The organism is Olsenella uli DSM 7084, from assembly GCF_000143845.1.
GTDB lineage: Bacteria > Actinomycetota > Coriobacteriia > Coriobacteriales > Atopobiaceae > Olsenella > Olsenella uli.
The window spans coordinates 1208645-1226055 of sequence record NC_014363.1 but is presented as its reverse complement, the minus strand read 5'-3'; the positions used below and the strand labels follow the sequence as shown (position 1 = coordinate 1226055).

Sequence of the window (17411 nt, the reverse complement as noted above, 5' to 3'; positions counted from 1 at the left end):
CTCTCGATTCGTGGCCTGTGCTGAACGGTCTCAGTATAGACGCTGCCCCTCCCTCCTCCCAGCGGTCATGGTTTTTGCGGAGGGGCCCCTCGATGACCTGCATCCTCGCGGTACTTGCGTCGCCTACATGAAGGAGGTCCTCTCGAGGTTTCGCTCGACCCACTCGTTCATGCGTACGACGGGCTTGCGCAGCACGAGGCCGAGAAGCAGCGACGGCACCAGGAAGAGCGCCAGGGCGCCCATCGAGAGCCAGAAGTCCGCACCCCAGAGGCCGGCTATCGCGGCGCGTAGCGCCGACTCGGCGTGGACGAACGGCAGGAACGGGTAGAGCACCTGGAAGAAGGGGGGCAGCATCTGGAGGGGGAAGGTTCCGCCGGATCCCGCCACCTGGATGACCATCAGGACGACCGCGATGGCCTTGCCCACGTCGCCAAACGATGCCGTCAGCGCGTAGACGATGTTGACGAACACGATGGACGCGAACCAGCCCGCGAGCAGGAACAGCCACGGGTGGACGCACTGGATCCTGAGGAAGAACAGGTCGCCCAAAAGCACGAGCGATGACTGCATGAGGCCTATGACCAGGAAGAACGCGAGACGGCCGAAGTAGGCGTGGCGCGGCCTCGCACCCGTCTCCCTGAGCGCCTCCCCGGAGGGCGCGATGCGCACGAGCGCGCAGAGCACGACGCCTCCGATCCAGATGGCGAGCGTGCTGTAGAACGGCGCCATGGCAGACCCGTTGTTGGCGACGGGGAAGACGGCGTTTCTGCTGACGTTCACGGGCGATGAGATGAACGACGCGAGGTCGCCGGCATCTGCCGAGAGAATGGCCCTGACCTGACCGACGTCATCGGACGCGAGCGCCTGGGAGACGCGCGCCCTCAGGTCGTCGAGCCTACCTGCCGAGACGTCGAGCCTGTCGGCGGCATCGCCCAGGGTGTCCTCGATTCCGGCGAGGCTGCTGTCGGCAGACCCCGCAGCGGCGTCGAGCGACCCCAGCGTCTGCCTGAGATCCCCTCCGACGTCCGAGACGTCCCGCGCCGCGCCGTCTATGGAGTCGGCGAGGTTGGAGAGCCTGCCCTTGAGCGTCGCCTCGTAGTCCGTCTGGACCTGGGCCAGGTCGGTGCGCGCCTTGCCGACGAGTGCGCCCAGCTCCTGGCGCGCCTGCGTGGCGTCGGCCTTGTCCTGGGATATCTGGTCCATGACCCCCGATATGCCGCTCGAGAGCTCGTCGGCGCGTTGCGTGGCGGACTCCAGGCTCGAGGCAAGGTCACCCGTCGCCTGCTCCGCCCGCTTGAGCGCCAGGTAGAGTGGCGACCCCTGGTCGGCAACGGCGTCCAGGGCCGCAACGAGGGCGTCGTGCGTCGCGCGCGTTTGCTGGGCTGCGTCGCGAAGCCCCTGTGCACGCTCGTCCGAGATCGTCTTGACGTCGGCAAGGCTGTCCACGAGCTTGTCGCTCTGCCCGTCGGCAACCTCGAAGGCCTTGTCGATGGCGTCCGAGACGGAGTCGATGCCCCCCTCGCCCGTCCGGATGGCATCGTTGACGGATGCGGTGGCGCCGTCCAGGGTTCCGCCCAGCCCACGCACGCCGCTGGCGGCGTCGCCCAGAGCTAGGTTCGCATCGAGCGCCGACGAGAGCGAGGTGTCGATCAGCCTCGACGAGTCCCCCAGCAGGGTTCGGGTGGACGAGACGAGCGTGGCGTAGCCCCTCATTGCGGCGCCCGTCGAGCGCAGGGCCCCGGCACTGTCGGCGACGGCGCTGTCCAGCTGGCGCGCGACGGACGCGAGCTGGTCGTCGTCCAGGTAGTCATCCAGGTCCGAGAGGGTCGAGGCACCCACCTCGAAGACGGCGTCCGCGAAGGTCTCGTCGATGGTCTGCCGAACGGAGCTCGAGGCCTTGCTCGTGACGATCGACGCGATGGCGTTCTCCTTCTCGTTGCCATAGAAGAGCACCTGCGGGCGATGCGGGTCGGACGAGAGCACGGTCATCATGTCGGCGCTGAAGTCCTTCGGGATCACGATGGCGGCATAGTACTCCCCGCTCCTGACGCCCTCGACGGCGTCGTCCTCGGACGTGACCGTGTAGCCGATCTTGTCGCTCGCGCGCAGCTTCGACACGACGCTCTCGCCTATGTTGACGCGCACGGGGACCAGCCTGCCGGAGTAGCCGGCGTCAGAGCAGGCAAGTGCGACCTTGAGGTTCCTCGTGTTGCCATAGGGGTCCCAGCTGCCGGCGATGTTGAACCAGGCGTAGAACGACGGTATGACGACCATGCCCACGCAGACGACCAGGCTGATGACGTTTCTGCAGACGTTGCGCGCGTCGCGTCGGATGAAGCTCCAGACCCTACTCATCCCCCTCGCCCCCCTTCCGCTCCCCGTTGCGTGTCGGGTGTCCTATCCTGCCGAGCACGTGGCCCCTCTCGTGGAGCATGACCTCGATCGGGGCGAAGGCGAAGACCTCCTGCCTGAGGCTGTCCCCAAGCATCTCGTAGAGCTCGTCCGTCGACTTGTCCGCCAGCCCCGTCTTGTCGCGCACGCGACTGTGGAGGTACTCGACCACGATCAGGAACGTACAGATGACGACCAGCGAGACGATCCAGAGGGCCAGGATCGCCATCTTGGCCTCGACGACGAACAGGAGCAGCAGCAGGGCGAGGGGAACGACCATCAGGGCCACGAAGCCCCTCCTCACGAGTATGGGGTACCTGAGCTCGAAGCTCGCCACCCGCGCCTGGAACGCCTCGCGATACTCCCCCGAGTTGGTGAGCGCCTTGATGATGGTCGTGAGCTTGAACTGCGCCTCGTCCATGCCCACACGCTCAGCTATCAGCAGGTCGGTCTCGGTGAGCCTGCGGTCGAAGAGGGCGTTGATGTTGAGCAGGTGCTTGCGCGCGCTGACGCCGATGAGCAGGGATGGGATCAGGTAGACGAGAAGCACGACCAGGTTGGCGGCGTAGTAGTCGCCATAGAAGCCGGCAATCGACTCGCGCATGGCGTTGATGCCGTAGGTGAAGGGGAGCCACGGGTGCAGGGCGCGGAAGAAGCCGGGCATCATCTCGATGGGGTAGGTCCCTGCGGACCCGGGGATCTGCAGCACGACGAGCAGGACCCCCAGGGCCTTGCCTATGTGCTTGAACGCGACGGAGAGCGCATAGATGAGGTTGACGTAGACGAAGGAGGCCATAAGGCCCGCGAGGACGAAGGCGACGGGGCTCTGGCACTGCACGCCGAGTGCGAGATCTCCCACGCAGCAGATGACGGCCTGCAAGAGGCCGATGCAGACGAGGAGCGTGCCGCGCCCGAAGTAGCCCTGCCAGGGCTTGTACTCGCCGACCCCCTCGCGGTCCACCTCCAGCTTATATATGGCGACCAGGACGAAGCCGCCCACCCAGAGCGCGAGGTTGGTGTAGAACGGCGCGACGCCGGAGCCGTAGTTGGCGACGGGGAAGAAGCTCTGGCTCCGCAGCTCGACGGGGGAGGCCATGAAGTCGCCGATGCTCTGGGCGTCTGTGCCCACGAGCCTCTCGAGGTCCCCGAACGCTGCGGAGCTCTGTATGGCGGAGAGGTCGCCTGCAAGCGTCCCGAGCGTCCTGCCCGCGGCCGAGACGCTGTCCTTGGTGGAAGAGAGGGTCCCGGTCGCCTGGTCGAGCGTAACATCCAGCTGGACCATGACGCCGTCTGCCTGGGAGAGCAGCGGGGCAAGCCCGTCCGCCGAGCTTGCCAGGCGCTCACCGGCCCCGGCGAAGTCGTCGAGTGCGCCGGACATCTGGGGCAGGGTGGTGGTCAGGAGCGTGCTCTGGGCGGACGAGAGCGTGGCGGCACCGTCCTGGATGGCACCGTCGACCGAGCCGGACAGCCCCTCGATGGCGGAGCTGCCAGCCTTGATGCCGTCCGAGACGCCCTGCGCCCGGTCAAGTCGCGAACCCTGGTCGCTCCGGAGCTTTGAGAGGAGCCCGTCCACGTCGTCGAGGGCGGCCGCGACGTCTTGGATCCTCGCTGCGAGCGCGGGGTCCGACACGAAGGGCAGCACGTTATCGACGAGCTCGTGCCGCACGTCGGAGATCTGCTGCTGGACCTGCTGGGCCTCGGCGAGGGCGGCGCGAGAGGAGGCTATCGAGGAGTCCACCTTCCCCTGGGCGAATCCTATGGTCCCCGCAGCCTTCCCTATGTCGTAGTTTGCCTGGGAGGACAGGCCGGAGAGCGTGCCCGATCCGCTTGCGAGCGCACCCGAGAGCCGCGTGGCGAGGGCGTTGGCGTCGCTGCGGGTCTGTCCGAGCCCGTCCAGCGCGTCGCGCAGGCTCCCTGCGACCTTGCCGCTGCTTTGGGAGAGGTCAGAGAGGGTCTGCCGTGCGCTCGCGACGGACGTGCGCGCCTCGGCCACGGTCTTGTCGGCGTCGTCCAGGAGGGAGCACAGCCTGTCGAGGGATGTCTGCACGTCGCGCACGTCGCCGAGGGCGCCGTCCAACGAGGAGTCCGCATCGCCCAGCACGCCGGTGGCCTTGGATATGACCTTCTCGGACACGGTCTTGCTGACGGTGCCGACGAACCCCTCGTTGACCTGGGCCTCCAGGGTGGTCGCGCCGGTGTCGGTGACCTTGGGCGCGACGGCATTCGCCTTCTCGTTCACGTAGTACGCTATGTCGCCCTTGCGCACGTCGCCGTCGAGCACGTCGGCGAGGGATGCCGTGAAGTCGGGCGGTATGACGAAGGCGGCGTAGTAGTCTGCCGCCCTGACGCCATCGAGGGCCTCCCGCTCGCCCACGAAGGTCCAGCCCAGCTGGCCATTCTCCTTGAGCTCCCCAACGATCATGTCGCCCGCGTTGATGGGTCCCAGGCCTGCGACCTCCGCCCCCTCGTCCTCGTTCACGACGGCGACGGGCACCGTGCTCGTGTTCTCGTACGGGTCCCAGTTCGCCACGATGTTGAACCAGGCATAGAGGGAGGGTATGAGGGCGACGCCAAGGGTGATGACGATGGCGACGGGGTTGCCCGCCAGGCGTCTCACGTCCCGGCGGAAAATCTTGAGTACCGTGCGCACGGAGGTGCCTCCTTGGGTCCTGACCAGGGTCACCGAAGCTGTGACCACGAGACTATATCCCAAGTCGGCCCATTTTGAATGAAGTTCAAAAAAATCTGACGCGTATGTGAAAAACGGAGGATGGAGACATGGTATATGCGTGATGAAGATAGGCGTAATCCTGCTCGTATAGAGTGAATGCTGATTTCGAATCAAGGTCGACATATTTTGAATGGGTGCTATCATTGCGACGGGTCGTCGCACAGTGAAGGGTTGGGACGTGAGCCTCGTGAGAGAGTCAGCTGCCAAGCAGGCCACCACAGAGATCGTGGGGGAAGTCCGTTCGGCGCGCAAGGTCGCCCACGCGGCCCTCGAGACTCGGCTCGTCCGACAGCATGTGCGCCTCCATGGGCCCTCGAAGACTCGCAAGGGACAGGCGACGCGCGATCGCATCATGACTGCGGCCGGCGAGCTCATGATCGAGCACGGCGGCACCGACTTCCAGATGAGCGAGGTCTCGTCGCGCTGCCGCATGTCCAAGGGTGCTCTCTACTATTACTTTGCGGACAAAGACGAGCTGATCCAGGCCATCTTCTCGGCGGAGAGCGACGACCTGCTGGCCTCCATGGAGAAGCTCGTCTCGGAGGCCGCGACGGCCCGTGACGCGCTCTCGGGCCTCTGCGCGGAGTTCGGTCGTCGGCTGCGCACGGGGAGCCCGCTGGCGCTCGCCATGACGCGCGAGCTCGCCGGCACCAAGGACGCCGTCCTTCCCGACGTCAGCGGCAAGCTGTCTCGCACGATCACGATCATCGCCGCCCAGCTCGAACGTGCCAAGGCCGAGGGCATGGTCGCCCCCCAGGTGGACTCCGAGCTGGCGGCCTCGTACGTCACCGGCGGCTTTTTGGTGACCTCCCTGGTGTCGGCCGGCACGAACCGCCTCGCCGACAAGGACGCCCTCGCGGAGTCGCTGTTCGACCTCACGATGGGTGGCGTGGGGCTCCCCGGTGGGCATGCACGGGGGTAGGGCCATCCTGGGCGGCGGCATGTTTATGCGACGTCTGGAATGGGTACGTAGGGACTGCTCGTCAAGAGGCATCCCCAGGGATGCGTAGAGCTGAGGGACCGAGCCCTTTGAAGCTCCGGCAACCGCCGCCCACAGGCATGGTGCCAAGTCTCGGCAGGCCGCACGGCCTGGAAGACGGGGGAGGGCGTGTTCGCGACACGGAGGCCCCCTTGGATCCAAGGGGGCCTTTCCTCTTTTGGCCCCACGTCGGCGCCGGCGCGCCAGGGAGGAGCCACCATGGCCCACAAGAGCTACCTGTTCACCTCGGAGAGCGTGACCGAGGGTCACCCCGACAAGATATGCGACCAGATCTCCGATGCCGTCCTTGACGCCATCCTGGCCAAGGAGGCCAAGCTCGAACGCGACGGCTACGTCTCGCCGACGGGCGTGCCCGCCAAGCTCTCCGACGTCCGCGTCGCATGCGAGACCTTCGCGACGACCGGTACCATCGTCGTCATGGGGGAGGTCCGCACCCAGGCCTACGTCGACGTGCAGTCCATCGTGCGCGAGACGCTGCGTCACATCGGCTACGATCGTGCCAAGTACGGCTTCGACTGCGATACCTGCGGCGTCATCAACATGATCCACGAGCAGTCACCCGACATCGCCCAAGGCGTCGACGGCACCTTCGCCCGTGCGGACGACACGGACGAGGTCGACCGCATCGGGGCCGGCGACCAGGGCATGATGTTTGGCTATGCCGCAGACGAGACGGACGTGCTCATGCCCATGCCCCTCTACCTTGCCCAGCGCATGGCCCAGCGCCTTGCCGAGGTCCGCAAGGACGGCTCGCTGGCCTATCTGCGCCCAGACGGGAAGACCCAGGTGACCGTGCGCTACGAGGACGACCGTCCCGTCGAGGTCACGGCCGTCGTCGTCTCCACCCAGCACGCCGCGGACGTCGCGCTGAACCAGATTCGCGAGGACATGATAGAGCACGTCATCAGGCCCGTCCTCGAAGCCGAGGGCATCGGCTGGGATGCCGCGAGAATCTACGTCAACCCCACCGGCCGCTTCGTCGTGGGTGGCCCCATGGGCGACACCGGCCTCACGGGGCGCAAGATAATCGTCGACACCTACGGCGGCATGGGCCGCCACGGAGGCGGCGCCTTCAGCGGAAAGGACCCCACCAAGGTCGACCGCTCCGCCGCCTACGCCGCACGTTGGGTGGCCAAGAACGTCGTCGCCGCAGGGCTGGCCCACAGGTGCGAGATCGAGCTCGCCTACGCCATTGGAGTCAGCGAGCCCCTGTCGGTCATGGTCGACACCCAGGGGACGGGCACTGTCGCCGACGAGGTCATCGAGCGTGCCGTCGAGGGGGTCTTCGACCTTCGTCCCGGCGCCATCATCCGCGATTTGCGCCTACGCCGCCCCATATACGCAAAGACGGCAACCTATGGCCACTTTGGTCGCGAGGACCCGGACTTCACCTGGGAGCGCACGGATCGCACCGAGGAACTCAAGGCCGCCGTCCGAGCCCTCGGGGCATAGCGGGGGCGCACGTGGCCTATGCCTCCGTCGTCGTCGACATCCCCGCACGGACGCTCGACCGCCCCTTCGACTATCTGATACCACCCTCGCTCGACATGACCGCTACGGTTGGCTCGACCGTGCTCGTGACGTTCTCGCACCGCGCCGCGGTGGGCTATGTGCTGTCGGTGTCGGATGAGCCGGCCCCGGGCGTCGACGCCGCCCGCCTGCGTCCCATCGAGCGCGTCCTGGCAGCGTCCGCCTTCGACGAGATCTCGGGTGGGGTTGCCCTGTGGATGGCGCGCGAGTACGCCTGTGCGCCGGCGGATGCCGTGCGTCCCTTCCTTGCGCCCGGGCAGACCGTGCGGGTCAGCCGTGCGGGCGAGGATGACCCCTGGGAGCTCGTCTGCGAACAGAGCGGCCCCGTCGACGAGCGTTGGGCGTCCCTCGTCGAGGGGGGGCCTGCCTTCGCGCCTCGCGCCAACGCCGTCCGCCAACGCCAGCTCCTCGAAGCGCTTGCCCAGGGTCCCGCGCGCGTGTCCGAGCTCAAGGCGACCCTCGGCCCGGTCACGGGCGCCCTCTCGGCGCTCGAGCGTCGTGGCGTCGTGCGCCTCGACGCGCGCCGCCGTGTGCGGGGAGGCCAGAAGGGGACGAGCCTCTCGAGTGCGCGTGCCCCGCGACCCGAGCGCCTCACTACCGGCCAACGCGAGGCCCTTGCCGCCATCTCCTCCGCGCGCAGGAGAGGCAGGGGGGACGTCGTCGTGGTCGATGGCGTGACGGGTTCCGGCAAGACGGAGGTCTACCTCGACGCCATAGAGGAGTCCCTGGCCGAGGGGACCGGCGCGCTCGTGCTGGTGCCCGAGATCTCCCTCACGGCACAGACCGTGGGACGCTTCCGCTCGCGCTTCGGTGACGACGTCGCCATCCTGCACTCGCGCCTCTCGGTTGGCGAGCGCTTCGACCAGTGGGACCTCGTTCGCTCCGGTCGCGCTCGGGTGGTGGTGGGCGCACGCTCGGCGCTCTTCGCGCCCCTTCGCGACGTCGGTCTCGTGATCATCGACGAGGAGCACGAGTGGGCCTACAAGCAGGAGTCGCAGCCTCGCTACCACGCGCGCGAGGTCGCCGCCCGCATCGCCGCCATGCGCCATGGTGCCCTGGTGCTGGGTTCGGCAACCCCCTCGCTCGAAGCTCAGGCCCGTTGCCAGGCCGGCCGTTGGGGTGGCGTCAGCTGGCGGCGCGTCCAGATGCCCGAGCGCCCGGGCTGCGCCCAGCTGCCCACGGTCGAGGTGGTCGACATGACGCAGCAGTTCGCCAGCGGCAACCACTCCATCTTCTCGACCCCCCTCGTCACGGCGATCGAGGGGGTGGTGGAGCGTCGGGAGAAGGCCGTCCTGCTTCTGAACCGCAGGGGCTTTGCCAACTTCCTGATGTGCAGGGAGTGCGGTGCCGTGCCCGAATGCCCGCACTGCTCCTGTGCGCTCACCTACCATGAGCGCGGACACGTCCTCATGTGCCACTCCTGTGGCCGCTCGTGGCCCGCCCGCGCCTACCCGGACCCGTCGACGCGCTGCCCCAACTGCGGGAGCCGCTACATGGCAGCGTTCGGGGTGGGGACCCAGCGCGTCGAGGACGAGCTCGGGATGCTGGTGGGCGAGCGGGCCAGCATCGTTCGCATGGACGCGGACACCACCCGGGGCAAGGGCGACCACCAACGCCTGCTGGAAGCCTTCGACGGCGCGGAGTGCGCGGTCCTCGTGGGCACGCAGATGATCGCGAAGGGGCTGGACTTCCCCGAGGTCACGCTCGTGGGCGTCGTCAACGCGGACACCACGCTCAAGCTACCGGACTTTCGTGCCGCAGAGCGCACCTACGACCTCCTCGAGCAGGTTGCGGGTCGTGCCGGACGCGGCGGGGCGAAGGGGCGGGTCATTATCCAGACCTACTGGTCCGCCCATCCCGCCATCCAAGCGGTGCTCAGGCACGACCGCTCCCTCTTCGTCGACGCCGAGCTCGCCGACCGACGCGAGGGAGGCTACCCGCCCTTCGCGCGCCTGGCCAACGTGATCGCATGGGGGACGGACGCCGCCGTCGTCCGTCGCTGCATGGACGCCATCGCGACGGAGCTGCGCCGCCGTACCGCCGGGGCGAGCGCGCCCTGGGAGGTTCTGGGGCCCGTCGACTGCCTCAGGGCGCGCGTCAAGGATCGTGTGCGCAGGCATGTCCTGGTGAAGGCCCCCTCCGAGGCGGAGCTGGGGACGCTGCTCGCGTCCTGCGTGGACGCCGCCGCTCCGCCGAAGGGCGTGAGCGTGGCCATTGACGTCGACGCCTACGACATGATGTAGTCCCTGCTCCCACTTCGGCCGCACCGCCGCAGGACCCCATTGCCCGTCTCCTGTGACCCGCTCGTGGGGTCTCGGTAGAGAGGGGGGTGCGCCGCAAGGACAAAACGTGCGCTGGGGTACCCTTTACGTCGTGAAACGATGACAGAAGGCAACGACGCGCGCCCGCGGCCGAGCCCCTTTGCGGCGGGCGCGCATGCGAGGAGATGCCATGAGCGCCTTTGAGGAAATTGTCACCGCGCCGGACGAGCGCCTGAGGACCGAGTGCGCCCCCATCGAGAAGATCGACAACAAGGTGCGCCTGCTTGCCAAGCGCATGCTCGAGGACATGTACGCCACCGAGGGCGTCGGTCTTGCCGCGCCTCAGGTGGGCGAGCTCGTCCAGCTGGTCGTCATCGACGTTGACTACGCGGACGGGAAGAGGAGCCCCTACGTCCTCATCAACCCCAGGGTCGTCGTCGCGGACGGCGACGAGGTGGTCGGTTCCGAGGGCTGCCTCTCCTTCCCGGGCATCACCGTCCAGGTGAGCCGTCCCAGCCATGTGGTGGTGGAGGCCCTCGACCTCGACGGCGACCTCATGCGCTACGAGGCCCGCAACAACCTGCTCGCCGTCTGCCTGCAGCACGAGATCGACCACCTGCATGGCATCACCATGCTCGACCACCTCAGCCCCGCCCGCCGCGTCGCGGCCATGCGCGACTACCAGGAGGCCAAGGCCGCAGGCGCCCTTCCCGGCGACACCTCGACCGAGTAGGGGGTACGCATGCGCATCGTCTTCATGGGGACGCCGGACTTCGCCGTCCCCCCGCTGCAGGCCCTCGCCGCCGCTCACGAGGTCGCGCTCGTGGTGACCCGCCCGGATGCGGTGCGCGGTCGAGGCCGGCGGCTTGTGCCCTCGCCCGTGAAGGAGAAGGCCCTTGCGCTGGGACTTCCCGTAGTCGAGGCCACGCGCATCACCGACGAGCTCCTCGCTCGCATCCGTGCCCTCGCGCCCGACGTGATCTGCGTCGCGGCCTTTGGCTGCATCTTGCCTGACGAGCTCCTGTCCGCAGCCCCCTTGGGCTGCGTGAACGTCCATGGGTCACTCCTGCCGCGCTGGCGGGGTGCCGCGCCCGTCCAGCGCGCCATCCTCGCGGGCGACGAGCGCGCGGGCATATCAATCATGCGGGTCGTCCACGAGCTCGACGCCGGCGCCTATTGCCGCCAGGCCTCGGTCGAGGTGGGCGAGAGGGGCTGCGAGGAGCTCATGGGCGAGCTTGCGTCCCTTGGTGCGCGCGAGCTTCTCGGTGCGCTCGCGGACATGGAGGCCGGCATCGCCGTCTGGGTGGAGCAGGACGACTCTGAGGCCAGTTACGCAAAGAAGATCGCGAAGCAGGAGATGGGCCTCGACCCTGCCGCCACTGCCCTCGCCAACCGCCGTTGCGTGCAGGCATCCGGTGCCACCGCCCCGGCGCGCCTCTCCGTGGGTGGGTGCGGGTTGCGGGCGCTGTCCGCCCGCGTGGCGGGCGAAACCGCGAGCGATGTGGGCGACGTCGCGCCCGGACAGGTCGTGGCGCGCAAGGGGCGGGTGTTTCTGGGCTGCTCGGACGGCGCCCTCGAGCTTTTGCGCGTGAAGCCCGACGGCAGGCGCGAGATGGACGCCTCTGCCTGGGCCCAGGGCCTGCATGGCGATTGCGGCTGGGACCGGGCATAGCGTGGCGGCCATCACGCCCGCCCGTCGCGTTGCCGTGCGGCTCCTGCGCGACCAGCGCGTGCGAGACGGCCGCTCCCGCGAGCTCCTGCGCTCCTCCGATGCGTTGTCTGCTCTCGACGAACGCGACCGTGCGCTTGCGACGCGCCTGGTCCTGGGCGTGGTGGCGTCCCGTGGTGCGCTCGACGCCGCCATCGACTCCCACCTCCGTCCGCACTCCCACCTCGAGCCCAAGGTCCGAGACGCCCTGCGCCTGGCCTCCTTCGAGCTCATGTACCTGGATACGCCCCCCTCGGCTGCCGTGAGCCAAGGGGTCGAGCTGGTGCGCCTGGCCAGCCGCCGCGCGGCCGCCCTCGCCAATGCCGTCCTCCGTCGCGTGGCCGAAAGGGATGCACCGTCCGCCGCTGCGGCCCGTGCGCGGGTGGTAGCGGACGACTGCTCCCTGGAGGACCTTGCGCTTACGGCCGCCCTGCCCATCTGGCTGGTCCGCGCCCTCGCGGCATCACGCGGCGAGAGCTTCGCCCGCCAGCTCGCCCTCTCGCTCGCCGATCCCGCTCCCGTCTACGTCGTGGGCAACGCCGCCCGCGAGGACGCCACGGTCACGCAGGCCCTGCTGTCCGCCGCCGGCCTTGGGCCGCTTCCGACGGGCCTGCCTGCGTCCTTCGAGCTCGCCCACCCCTCTGGCCTCGCCCGTTCGGACCTGGTGGGAGGCGTGCGCGCCGTTCCGGCGGACCTCGCCTCCCAACTCGTCGCGCTGATCGCGGCACCCGCCCCAGGGGGGTCCCTGCTCGAGGTGGGGCAGGGCCGTGCCACCAAGACCATCCTCCTGCAGGGCGCAGCCCTGCGCGGGGGAGCGTCGGCAGACATCGTCTCGGTCGAACTTGAGACCGGAAAGCTGCGCCTCGCCAGAGAGCGCCTCGCACGCGCGGGGCTTTCCGACCACTGCCGCAGCCTCTCCCTCGACGCGCGGCGCCTGTCCGACGACGACATCCCCGCAGAGCTGCGCCGTGCCTTCGGGTGCGTGTTCGTGGATGCCCCCTGCTCGGGCGCGGGCACGCTGCGCCGCCATCCGGAGATCGCCTGGTCGCTTGATTCGACTGCCGCCCTGGGCACGCTACCCACCCTGCAACTGCAGATCCTGTCGGCGGCTTCCTCCCGCGTCGCTCTCGGGGGCAGCCTCGTCTACTCGACCTGCTCGCCCCTCGTGTCGGAGGACGAGTCCGTGGTCAGGGCCTTCCTTGCCAGCCCGGCGGGCCAGGGCTTCTCGGTCGTTCCCGTGGCCTCGGCACCAGGTCTGTCGAATGCCGGGGCTACGGCCGCGCGGCTGGTCGCAGAATCCATGAGTGCCGAGGGCTTCTTCGTGGCCCGGCAGCTTCCGGGCTCGCATGACGCGCACTTCTGCGCACGGCTCGTGCGCAAAGGGGAGTAGAGCGGGGAAGCGGTGCTTCGGAAACGGTGTGCCGGGCACGAGCGAGAGGACCTATTCCCTCTTTCCGCGTTGGTCGGTGTTGTAGAAGCCCGAGCCAGAGAACACGATGCCAGAAGGCGAAAACGCACGCTCTGCCCTCTTGCCGCACTTGGGGCAGGTGACCTTGGGGTGTGCGCTCATGGGATGCTCGACCTCGAAGACCTCCCCGCAGGAGCCACACTTGTAGTCGTAACGAGCCATTTTCCCTCCGTAGGTGCCTTGAACATGAAACATGGCCTCGCGGCCACGTCACCTACTGTACCCAACGCATGCACCTCCGGACGCCGCACTCGTCCCCATATGGCTGTTATCATGGAATCTGCTTGTGCCGTGCCCGCGTCACCAAGGAGCCCCCATGCCCATCAAGGCCGCCATCTTCGACTGTGACGGAACGCTGGTCGACTCCATGCCCCTGTGGCATGACGTGACGGTCGAACTGCTGCGCCGCCACCATGTCGCCGACGCCGAGGAGGCGTTCGTCCGCACCGAGTCGCTTCCCATGGTCGAGATGTGCCATGCCTTCCACGACGAGTGGGGCGTTGAGGCCGAGGGCGAGGAGCTGGTGCGCGAGCTGGTCGATATGGTCCGCGAGGGGTATCGCAGCCGGGTTAGCCTGCTGCCGGGCTGCCGGGCGTTTCTGGACGAGCTGGCGTCTGCGGGCGTCCGCATGGTCGTCGCGTCGTCGACGGCTCCGGAGGAGCTCTCCGTCGCGCTATCGGCGCAGGGGGTCGACGGCTACTTCGAGCGGGTCTTCTCCACGGGAGGCCCCATACGCAGCAAGGACTACCCGGACATCTGGGAGCTGGTCCTGGACTACCTGGGCACCGACCCGGCTGACACCTGGGTCTTCGAGGACGCCCCGTTTGGGATGCGGACGGCCCGATCGGTCGGCGCCAACACCGTCTGCCTGTTCAGCCCACACGGGGACCGCGACCTTGCGGCCTGCGAGCGCTACGCTGACATACTGGTCCACAGCTACCACGAGCTATCGCTCGCCCTGCTGGACGACTACGCCCGTCCGCCGCAAGCGTCCCCCTCGGCCCACCCTCGCCTCGCGCCGCTTCGCGTCCTCGTCGTGGGCGCCTCGCCCGAGCGCCCGTCTTCGGCGCTGCTCCGCTCCCTGGCCGCCAGTACCGACTACGTCATCGCCGCCGACGCCGGGGCCGACGCGCTGCGCTCCTGTGGCATCGCCCCCGACGTCTTCTGCGGCGACGCCGACTCGGCAACGGGCGAATCGGCTGCGTGGGCCCGCTCGGTCGCCCGTGCGGACATAGAGTTTCCCTCCGAGAAGTACGCGACCGACCTCGCCCTCGCCATCTCCTGCGCCCGCCATGAGGCCGCTCGACGCAACGCGCGGCTGGAGCTCACGCTGACCGGCGTCACGGGCGGCAGGCCCGACCACGCCCTTGCCGTCGTGGGTCAGCTCGCGCGGAACGCTGACGCCTCGCCGCGCATCGTGGAGGACGGCTTCGAGTGCCGACTGCTCAGCCCCTCTGGCACTGCGTGCTGGGAGCTGGGTGGGGCCCACGTGCCAGCCGCCGGGGTCGAGGGGACGCTCTTCTCGGCCATTCCCGTGGCAGAGGGGACCATGCTCTCCGAGCGGGGCTTCAAGTGGGAGCTGGATCATCGTGAGCTGCCCCTTCTGGGGGATGAGGGAATCTCGAACGTGGTCACGTCCGCGACGGCCAGCGTCGAGTGCCATGCCGGCGCAGTTGCGGCGTTCCTGTTGGCATAGGTTGTTGGCGTAGCCTGCAGAGCCAAAAAAGAGGCCCCGAAGGGCCCCTCGCGAGTTCATGGTATGCGTGCTAACGGGTGGCGCTTAGCTGCGGCGCAGCCGCGCCGGGTCACGCCGCAGCTACGCCTGCTCGGCGGAACGCGCGACCTTGCCGCTCTTGAGGCAACGGGTGCAGACGTTCTTCTTGACGGCCCTGCCGTTCTCGAAGACGGTGACGCGCTGGATGTTGGGCTTGAACTTGCGGGTGACGGTGCGGTGGGAGTGGCTGATTGAGCGACCAGCAACGGCGTGCTTACCGCAGATATCACAGACCTTCGACATGTTTACGACCTCCAATGGTGGCGCAAGGGCGCCGAAATTTCCAAAGTGCCGTGTAAATATAGCACAGGCCCTCGCGTGCGCAAGCAATATGCGGCCCTTCCTGTGGTGGTTTGGTGGGGAGTTCTGGAGGGGTGGTGGCGTGCCGCCCATCGTGGGGCGTGCGCTACAATGGCAAGGATTCATGCTCCGGTCGCCTCGCGCGGCCTACGAGAGGAGAAGACATGGCACATGCCGTTCCCGGAACCCTCAAGGTGTCGAACGACTGCATCGCCGACCTGGCTGGCTACGCCGCTCTCGAGTGTTACGGCGTTGTGGGCATGGCCGTCACGGACCAGCAGGAGGGCGTCGCACGCCTGCTGCCGACCTATCGCCTGCGCAAGGGCATCGGCGTCACGGCCGAGGGCGACCACGTGGTCGTTGACCTGCATGTAGTGGTCGAGCAGGGGGTCAACATGTCATCCGTCTCCGGCAACCTCGTGAGTTCCGTCAAGTTCATCCTGAGGCAGATCGCCGAGCTCGACGACGTGGAGGTTCTCGTCCACGTCGAGGGCATGCGTACCCACTAGGCGCCCGCCCGGCGTCCCCGCCCACAACCCCGTAAGGAACCGAGGTCCACCAAATCATGATTGCCAACGTCGTTCGTAACTGCTTCCCCGTGGCCGCCCAGGTCGTCGCGGACAAGGCCGACGAGATCAACAAGCTCAACGTCTTCCCCGTCCCCGACGGCGACACCGGCACCAACATGTCGCTGACCCTGGGCACCGTCGTCAAGGAGATCGAGGCGCTTCCCCAGGGAGCATCCATGGATGACATCGCCAAGGCCATCACCCACGGCTCCCTCATGGGCGCGCGCGGCAACTCGGGTGTCATCACCAGCCAGATCCTGCGCGGCGTTGCCGAGGGCCTCGCCTCCTCCAAGGGCGCCCAGGCCACCACGGCAGACATCGCCTCGGCGCTGCGCAACGGCGTGAAGGTCGCCTTCAAGGCCGTCCGCAAGCCGGTCGAGGGCACCATCCTCACCGTCCTCAGGGACGTATCGACCAAGGCGGACCAGATGGAGAGGGCCAAGGCAACCCCTCAGGAGACCCTCGACGCCATCGTGGTCGAGGCCTATGAGTCCGTGGCCCGCACGCCGGACCTCCTGCCCGTCCTCAGGGAGAACGGCGTCGTGGACTCCGGCGCCTTCGGCCTGGCCACCTTCATCGAGGCCTTCGTGAACGCCTACAACGGCAAGGCCGGCGAAGTCTCCGACTTCAGGACCACCGTCGACTCCGAGGGTGCCAAGGCCCAGGTCGCAGGCGTCGTCGACATCGAGATCAACGAGGACTGGGAGGGCTCCGAGTTTCGCTACTGCACCGAGTTCCTCTTCCACGCGGACAGCCCCGACTTCGACGAGTCCGCCAACCTCAAGTACCTCTCCTCCATGGGCGACTGCGAGCTCCTGGTTGGCTCCAATCCCGACTACAAGATCCACGTCCACACCAACCGGCCGGACCGTGTGCTGCGCCACATGCTGCACCGCGGCCAGATCTTCAACGTGTTCGTCCACAACATGGACCTCGAGGCGCAGGAGCGCACCGAGTCCATCCGCGAGGACAAGCAGGCCGCTTCCGGCCCACGCAAGCCGCTGGGCTTCGTCGCCGTCGCCGCAGGCAGCGGTCAGGCCGACATCCTGCGATCGCTCGGTGTCGACGTCATCGTGTCCGGTGGACAGACCATGAACCCCTCCACGGCGGACATCCTGGGGGCCATCAAGGAATGCAACGCGGAGGGCGTCATCGTCCTGCCCAACAACGGCAACATCCGCATGGCCGCCGAGGCCGCCGTCAGCGCCTGCGAAGGCGTCCGCGCCGCCGTCGTCCCGACCAAGACCGTCCTGCAGGCGTTCGCGGCCATGTTCGCCGCCGATCCCGAGGGGGAGCTCGACGCCAACGTGGACGAGATGAGCGATGCCATCGCCCAGATCCGCGACGGCGAGATCACTACCGCCGTGCGCGACTCCGCCGCCGCAGACGGCACGCCCATCCACTCCGGTGACGTCATGGGCATCGAGGGCGGGTCCATCGAGGTCGTCGGCAGTGACGTGGAGCAGGTCACCATCGAGGTCATCAACCGCATGCAGGCTGAGGAGGAGGGTGACACCCTCACCATCCTCGCTGGCTCCGACCTCGACGACGATGCCTTCCAGCACCTGCTGTCCGCCATCGAGGAGGCCCAGCCTGACCTCGAGGTCGACGCGCACCGCGGCGAGCAGCCCCTCTATCCGGTCGTCTTCTCTATCGAATAGCCGGACGGCTTTTCGGGC

The 17411-nt window shown here is 68.0% G+C and carries 13 protein-coding genes and 1 riboswitch; of the genes, 9 read left to right on the top strand and 4 right to left on the bottom strand.

Annotated features, from left to right (window positions below):
• Window positions 1-123 precede the first annotated feature (123 nt).
• Window positions 124-2355 carry a YhgE/Pip domain-containing protein gene (locus tag OLSU_RS05395; protein ID WP_013251939.1) on the bottom strand — a complete coding sequence of 744 codons (2232 nt, stop codon included), beginning with the start codon at window positions 2353-2355 and terminating at the stop codon, window positions 124-126.
• A complete protein-coding gene (locus OLSU_RS05390; protein ID WP_013251938.1) occupies window positions 2348-5041 on the bottom strand; it encodes a YhgE/Pip domain-containing protein in 2694 nt (897 codons plus the stop codon). The genes OLSU_RS05395 and OLSU_RS05390 overlap by 8 nt, the downstream gene beginning before the upstream one ends.
• A gap of 259 nt (window positions 5042-5300) precedes the next feature.
• Here OLSU_RS05390 and OLSU_RS05385 point away from each other — a divergent pair, with 259 nt between their 5' ends.
• The 6 genes from OLSU_RS05385 (at window position 5301) to OLSU_RS05360 (ending at window position 13011) form a co-directional block, all read left to right on the top strand.
• Entirely contained in the window at window positions 5301-6044 is a 744-nt protein-coding gene (locus tag OLSU_RS05385) for a TetR/AcrR family transcriptional regulator (RefSeq protein ID WP_036573571.1), read from the top strand.
• A 72-nt stretch (window positions 6045-6116) separates the two neighbouring features.
• A riboswitch (SAM riboswitch) is annotated at window positions 6117-6225 on the top strand.
• A 95-nt stretch (window positions 6226-6320) separates the two neighbouring features.
• A complete protein-coding gene (metK, locus tag OLSU_RS05380; protein WP_013251936.1) occupies window positions 6321-7574 on the top strand; it encodes a methionine adenosyltransferase in 1254 nt (417 codons plus the stop codon).
• An 11-nt stretch (window positions 7575-7585) separates the two neighbouring features.
• Window positions 7586-9895, top strand: coding sequence for a replication restart helicase PriA (gene priA / locus OLSU_RS05375; RefSeq protein ID WP_013251935.1), 2310 nt, complete (start codon window positions 7586-7588; stop codon window positions 9893-9895).
• Between the two features lie 208 nt (window positions 9896-10103).
• Window positions 10104-10646: a peptide deformylase gene (def, locus tag OLSU_RS05370; RefSeq protein ID WP_013251934.1), complete on the top strand. Its 543-nt coding sequence runs from the start codon at window positions 10104-10106 to the stop codon at window positions 10644-10646.
• Window positions 10647-10655: 9 nt separating this feature from the next.
• Window positions 10656-11585: a methionyl-tRNA formyltransferase gene (fmt, locus tag OLSU_RS05365; RefSeq protein ID WP_013251933.1), complete on the top strand. Its 930-nt coding sequence runs from the start codon at window positions 10656-10658 to the stop codon at window positions 11583-11585.
• Window positions 11557-13011, top strand: coding sequence for a transcription antitermination factor NusB (locus tag OLSU_RS05360; protein WP_013251932.1), 1455 nt, complete (start codon window positions 11557-11559; stop codon window positions 13009-13011). Before fmt ends, OLSU_RS05360 begins: the two co-directional genes overlap by 29 nt.
• 51 nt (window positions 13012-13062) lie before the next feature.
• On the opposite strand, the gene OLSU_RS05355 is transcribed toward OLSU_RS05360, so the two are convergent.
• Window positions 13063-13251 (bottom strand): FmdB family zinc ribbon protein, encoded by a 189-nt coding sequence (locus OLSU_RS05355; protein WP_013251931.1) that lies wholly within the window; start codon window positions 13249-13251, stop codon window positions 13063-13065.
• 154 nt (window positions 13252-13405) lie between these two features.
• Between OLSU_RS05355 and OLSU_RS05350 the strand changes: the two genes are divergently transcribed.
• Window positions 13406-14785: a thiamine diphosphokinase gene (locus tag OLSU_RS05350; protein WP_013251930.1), complete on the top strand. Its 1380-nt coding sequence runs from the start codon at window positions 13406-13408 to the stop codon at window positions 14783-14785.
• A 120-nt stretch (window positions 14786-14905) separates the two neighbouring features.
• Here OLSU_RS05350 and rpmB read toward each other — a convergent pair whose 3' ends face one another.
• Window positions 14906-15106, bottom strand: coding sequence for a 50S ribosomal protein L28 (gene rpmB / locus OLSU_RS05345; RefSeq protein WP_013251929.1), 201 nt, complete (start codon window positions 15104-15106; stop codon window positions 14906-14908).
• A 221-nt stretch (window positions 15107-15327) separates the two neighbouring features.
• Between rpmB and OLSU_RS05340 the strand changes: the two genes are divergently transcribed.
• Together OLSU_RS05340 and OLSU_RS05335 are read left to right on the top strand one after the other, a co-directional pair.
• Window positions 15328-15672 carry an Asp23/Gls24 family envelope stress response protein gene (locus tag OLSU_RS05340; protein ID WP_013251928.1) on the top strand — a complete coding sequence of 115 codons (345 nt, stop codon included), beginning with the start codon at window positions 15328-15330 and terminating at the stop codon, window positions 15670-15672.
• A gap of 56 nt (window positions 15673-15728) precedes the next feature.
• Window positions 15729-17393 (top strand): DAK2 domain-containing protein, encoded by a 1665-nt coding sequence (locus OLSU_RS05335; protein WP_013251927.1) that lies wholly within the window; start codon window positions 15729-15731, stop codon window positions 17391-17393.
• The last annotated feature ends 18 nt before the right edge of the window (window positions 17394-17411 follow it).